The organism is Terrisporobacter muris (assembly GCF_024621905.1).
Lineage (GTDB): Bacteria > Bacillota > Clostridia > Peptostreptococcales > Peptostreptococcaceae > Terrisporobacter > Terrisporobacter muris.
On record NZ_JANKBY010000248.1, the window covers coordinates 1 to 5,612 of the forward strand.

The window sequence follows — 5,612 nt, forward strand, 5'->3', positions numbered from 1 at the left end:
TATTTCCAAAATAAAATCGCAAACTACATTAAACTTACTTTATATATTCCATATTAATAACATGATTAATATTTTTCAGTTCTATAATTAACTCATCTAATATTAATCTCTTATCATATTCAATCAAAAGCACAATTTCCCATATTCCTTCTGATTTAGTTATTATTTGAAAGTTTTTTATGGCTATTTCAGATGATTTAATAGTATTAAATACAGTAGATGTCACATCTAAGTTTGTTATAGTTGCTTTTAGTACTGTTTGACTTCGTTTAGATATTACTTTATCAAAATTTTTCAATATATACAGTGTTGTCATCACTAAAATCCATGCCGAAATTCCAAGCACATATTGACCATATCCTATTGCAATCCCAATACATGCAGTAGTCCATATACCTGCTGCTGTTGTTAATCCTCTTATTCCATTGGAATTTTTTAATATAGCTCCTGCACCCAAAAAACCTATCCCAGATAATACTTGCGCAGGTAACCTTGCTGGATCCATATTTGTAATGCTACCATATTGGGTAAATAGTTCTAGAGCTATAATAGATGTAATACATGATCCAATAGATACTAAAATATGTGTTCTAAAACCCGCAAATTGATTAGACTTTTCTCTTTCATAACCAGTAAAACCACCTACTATAACAGCTAATAAGAGTTTTATGATTACTTCCTCATTTTTTAAAATTATGTCCCCCATTTTATCCCCCTTAGAATCATATATTCATATTATATAAGTATTTCATATATTTATTAGTATAGTATATGTTTTTATTCTCTATTCGTAATTACAATCTATAATTCTTCATTTATATTATCTTCATTTGCTAAGATGTTTATATTTGTTGGATATCCAATCTTAATATTATTTTTCTTAAATACTATTAAGACTTGTAATTTAGCTTCTCTCAATATAGCAAAATATTTTTCTGATGTAACTACGCCTGTAATTGTGTATTTTGCACCTATTGATATTTTTTCTATATCTGTTATTCCATAAACTTTAAATCCTAGATTGCTAGATGGTCTTAACTTAACAAGGTACTCTTTATAGTTTTCATTCATTATATTACATACTTCTTGTAATGAATCTAAAACTTTTATCGGATCCTCCTCATAAGAAACTCTAACATGAACAATAACTCTCATCACATCCTTACTATAGTTTCTTATACTGTTAATATTACCATTTGGAATAGTAATTCTTTTTAAATCCCAATCTCTGAGACTAACACTTCTTATGCCAATTTCTTCTACACTACCTCTAAACTCTTCATTTATTACAATAAAATCTCCTACCTGAATTTGCTTTTCAAATAGAATAAAAAATCCATTAAAAATGTCTTTTAGTATACTTTGGGATGCGACTCCTGCCACAATTCCAACTATGCTTGCTCCAGTAACTAATGAACCAAATGCAGTTGCATCAACAATTTCAAACTCTCTAAGTATTAGTATGACGCTTAAAAATAGCATTATATAGTAAGACACAGAGCATAGCACACTACAAAGGGTGTCCTCATACCTCTCATCAAACTTTGTAATTTTAAATAAACCTTTTAAAAAAAATTGTATAATTTTTAACAAAATACATGCGATTATTATGATAAAAATGCTACGAATTAATTTAGAAAAAAACATTTAATCACCTTTAATTATAATAAACTCATAAATAAAATTTGCTTTCTTATTTACATTTATACTTTAGTATACTCATAATTCTCATTTAAAATCACAAAATACATACAAAAAAACCCACATTATTGTGGGTCACTTGCTTGCTTTATATATTCATTTATTAACATATCTATTTTCTGACTTGATTCAACTAGCTCATCTCTGAATATTTCAGGGTACTCTATATATGTATTTATTAATTCCCTTACTTCTTCAATTTCTTTCTTCAGTGCTTCTAATTCACTTTTATCCATAAAAACCACCACTATCAATATGTATTTTATTTAATTCTATCAAAAATTGTTATTCTTTGTCAACAACCTCTCGGAAAATATTGTCAATTTAGGATAACAATACTTTGATACTAATCCTACAAACATCCCTGTAATTAAAGATGCTATAAGCATAAATGGTAAATACCCTACCATATTAATACTTTGTACTATTATACTTGCTACTAATAACTGTCCTATATTATGTCCTATGGCTCCTATAATACTCACTCCTATAAGTGAAAAACCCTTTATCTTACTAGCTAAATACATACAGATTAAACTTAAATATGCTCCTCCAGCACTAAATAATAAGTATGAAATAGGTCCAGCAAAAATAGAAGATAATATAATTCTAACAGTTAATACTATACATGTATCTTTTACACCTAAGATTATCAATGATATAAGCGTTATTATATTTGATAAACCTAATTTAGCACCTGGAAAGATCGCTATAAGTGGGTTAGGTATGTAAGTTTCAATTATATATAATACTAAGCTATATGACACCATCAAACCTAGAAAAGTCATCTTTTTAGTTTTCATTCATTTTCATCTCCATTTTTTAACCTAATATTATAATACAATATATAGTTTAAAACCTCTATATTTTAATTTTTTTTATATAAGTTTTAAAAATCTAATGTTAAAATTATGATTATATTGACATTTTGACTAAATATAGTTATAATTTAATTGATAATGAAACTCATTAGGAGGTGTTAATGATGACTGTTTACGACTTAAAAGTTGGCCAAAGCGGTACAATTCATAATATAGATGGTGACGAACGATTAGCAAAAAGACTTCTTGCTTTAGGATGTATTGCTAATACTGAAATAGAAATAAAAAAAATTGCTCCACTAGGAGATCCAATAATAGTTAATTTTAGAGGACTTAACTTAGCCTTAAGAAAATCTGATGCAAAAAATATATACTTAAAAGATAGTGAGGTGGTTTAGTTGATTAATGTAGCTTTATTCGGTAATCCTAACGTTGGTAAAACTACTGTATTTAACTTATTAACAGGTTCTAACCAATATGTGGGTAACTGGCCTGGGGTAACAATCGAGAAAAAAGAAGGCTTTTTAGATGATAATATAAAAATAGTAGATTTACCAGGTATTTATGCCATGGATACTTTCTCTAATGAAGAAAAAGTATCTAAAGAATTTTTAGAAAAAGGAAATGTTGATGTAATAATAAATGTGGTAGATGCTTCTAATCTTGATAGAAACTTATACCTTACTACTCAACTTATGAAATATAATAAACCAATAGTTATTTTACTTAATATGGTTGACTTGGCTGAGGCTAAAGGAATAAAACTAGATTATGATAAATTAGCTGAAAATCTTAATGTTACTATACTGCCTATAGTTGCAAAGAAAAAAACTGGTTTAGAAAATATTAAGTCTGTAATTGAAAATGCTTCAAAATCTATGATTAATTACTCTATAGATTTTGGTGATGAAACTCAAACTTATAAAAAATTAGAAGAAATTATATCTAATGCTACTATAGTTCCTCCAACTAATAAGAAATCAATAAGTGATCGTATAGATGATATTATACTAAATCCTATACTTGCTTATCCAATTTTTATAGGAATATTATTGCTATTATTTAAATTTACTTTTGATTGGGTAGGTGGACCTTTACAAGAATGGCTTGGAGGAGCAATAGAGACTTATGTTATGGCTCCAGTTGACAGTATGTTAGCTAATTCAAGTGTATGGTTTAAATCTCTTATAGTTGATGGTGTACTTGGTGGTGTAGCTGGTACTTTACCATTCTTCCCTCTAATCTTCACTTTATTCTTCGGAATATCATTATTTGAAGATAGCGGATATATGTCAAGAGCAGCTTTCTTAATGGACAGAATAATGTATAGAGTTGGTTTATCTGGTAAAGCATTTATCCCTATGGTTATGGGACTTGGATGTTCTTCTCCAGCAATAATGGCAACTAGAACCTTAGAAAGTGAAAAAGATAGAAAGATAACAGCATTAATTTCTCCACTTATGACTTGTGGTGCTAAATTGCCTATATATGCTCTATTCGTAAAAATCTTCTTCTCTAGACATGAAGCTTTAGTTACTACTGGTTTATATTTACTAGGAATAGTTGTAGCAATCTTAGTTGCTTTAGTATTAAACAAAACAGTATACAAAACACAAGCAGAACCTTTCGTTCTTGAATTGCCAGAATATAGAGTTCCTACTTTATCATCTTTATTAAAAAATACTTGGAGTAAATCTAAAGGATTCTTAATAAGAGTTGTGACTGTAATGTTTGCCATGTCAGTAGTTATATGGTTCTTATCATCATTTAACTTACATGGATTTACTGAAGATATGAATACCAGCTTCTTATCAAGTTTCGGAAAAATAATTGCTCCTTTATTTGCTCCTTTAGGATTTAGTGACTGGAGAATTTCAGTTTCTATACTTACTGGACTTGGTGCTAAAGAAATAGTTGTAAATACAATGTCAGTTTTATTTGGTAATGATTTAGCTCAAGTTTTACCTACTGTATTCACTGGAGTTACAGCACTTTCATTCTTAGCATTCTCTGCACTATATACACCATGTATAGCAGCACTTGCTACTATGAGAAAAGAATACGGAAATAAAATGATGATAATATCATTATCTTATCAATTTGCCCTTGCTTGGGTAGTTGCATTTATTGTTACTACAGTTGGTAACTTAATAGTTGGTAGTAGTACTTCTGTAGAGTATATAATAGGTGGTTTAATAGTTTTAATCGCTGCATTTATTCTATTTAAAATGTTCACTAAAAAATCAAGCGGATGTAGTTCTTGCTCGTCTTGTCCATCAAGTGGATCATGTCATGCAAAAGCTACAAACGAATAATATAAAAAATTGCTATATTCTAATGAGTATAGCAATTTTTTTATTAACTATTTTATTAATACTGCCGAGCCATGCATATCGCATAGTGGTACTAGGAAAGCATTATTTTCTATGCAAAATTCTTTTACTGCATCTTTCACACCTGGAAACTGAGTACTGTTATAGTCATGTATTATGATCATTCCACCTTTTACAAGCTTAGGGTAGAATACTTTCAACCCTTCATAAGTAGGTTTATACAAGTCTGTATCTAAGCTAACAAAACAAAAACTTGGTAGCTCTTCTTTTACACTCTCAGGAAAATATCCTTTAATAAATATTGCTTGCTCTTTGTATGGCAACTGATTTTTTACTAATTCCATATTAGTATCTGAGAAATCTCCTACCTTAGCTTTTGAATATCCATGACTGTTTTCTATACTCACATCTTCGCTATTAAAACCTTCAAAAGTATCAAAAAGATATAATTTTTTGTTTGGAAATAATCTATTGATTTCCGATGCAAATTTCCCCTTATATACACCTAGCTCGGCAACTTCTCCCTCTAGCTTCTGTTCATTTATCTCAGATGCTATCAATCTCAAAGATGCTAATCTTATATCTATGTATGATTTAAAATCATTAATATTAAATATAATTCCTTTATAATCTAATAATTTTAGTTGTAATTGAATTTCTTCAGATGTTTCTTTATTTAAAACTGTAATAACAATAATATCAGGCATCATTTTTACAGATTCTTTAGCAGAATATATCTTTTTATTACCTTTATATT

The 5,612-nt window shown here is 28.6% G+C and carries 7 protein-coding genes; 2 read left to right on the forward strand and 5 right to left on the reverse strand.

Annotation, left to right across the window (positions count from 1 at the left end):
• Positions 1–34 precede the first annotated feature (34 nt).
• The 4 genes from NSA58_RS15045 to NSA58_RS15060 all read right to left on the reverse strand — a co-directional run bounded on the left by NSA58_RS15045 (position 35) and on the right by NSA58_RS15060 (position 2,504).
• A complete protein-coding gene (locus tag NSA58_RS15045; protein ID WP_039678677.1) occupies positions 35–706 on the reverse strand; it encodes an MgtC/SapB family protein in 672 nt (223 codons plus the stop codon).
• Positions 707–801: 95 nt separating this feature from the next.
• Positions 802–1,497, reverse strand: coding sequence for a mechanosensitive ion channel family protein (locus NSA58_RS15050; RefSeq protein WP_052232873.1), 696 nt, complete (start codon positions 1,495–1,497; stop codon positions 802–804).
• Between the two features lie 269 nt (positions 1,498–1,766).
• Positions 1,767–1,937: an aspartyl-phosphate phosphatase Spo0E family protein gene (locus NSA58_RS15055; RefSeq protein WP_074080148.1), complete on the reverse strand. Its 171-nt coding sequence runs from the start codon at positions 1,935–1,937 to the stop codon at positions 1,767–1,769.
• A gap of 39 nt (positions 1,938–1,976) precedes the next feature.
• Positions 1,977–2,504, reverse strand: a complete 528-nt coding sequence (locus tag NSA58_RS15060; RefSeq protein ID WP_039678678.1) for a Gx transporter family protein — start codon at positions 2,502–2,504, stop codon at positions 1,977–1,979.
• 182 nt (positions 2,505–2,686) lie between these two features.
• On the opposite strand from NSA58_RS15060, the gene NSA58_RS15065 reads away from it, so the two are divergent.
• Positions 2,687–2,920, forward strand: coding sequence for a FeoA family protein (locus NSA58_RS15065; protein WP_039678679.1), 234 nt, complete (start codon positions 2,687–2,689; stop codon positions 2,918–2,920).
• Complete coding sequence (feoB, locus tag NSA58_RS15070; RefSeq protein WP_039678680.1) at positions 2,921–4,837, forward strand: ferrous iron transport protein B; 1,917 nt, start codon at positions 2,921–2,923, stop codon at positions 4,835–4,837.
• 47 nt (positions 4,838–4,884) lie between these two features.
• Here feoB and NSA58_RS15075 read toward each other — a convergent pair.
• Positions 4,885–5,612: TylF/MycF family methyltransferase (locus NSA58_RS15075; protein WP_257560645.1), on the reverse strand; the 728-nt coding region annotated here is incomplete at its 5' end.

Bases quoted from the DNA above. Each gene is read 5' to 3' on its own strand.
- NSA58_RS15045 (WP_039678677.1), bottom strand. From the start codon at position 706: ATGGGGGACATAATTTTAAAAAATGAGGAAGTAATCATAAAACTCTTA.
- NSA58_RS15055 (WP_074080148.1), bottom strand. From the start codon at position 1,937: ATGGATAAAAGTGAATTAGAAGCACTGAAGAAAGAAATTGAAGAAGTA.
- NSA58_RS15060 (WP_039678678.1), bottom strand. From the start codon at position 2,504: ATGAAAACTAAAAAGATGACTTTTCTAGGTTTGATGGTGTCATATAGC.
- NSA58_RS15065 (WP_039678679.1), top strand. From the start codon at position 2,687: ATGACTGTTTACGACTTAAAAGTTGGCCAAAGCGGTACAATTCATAAT.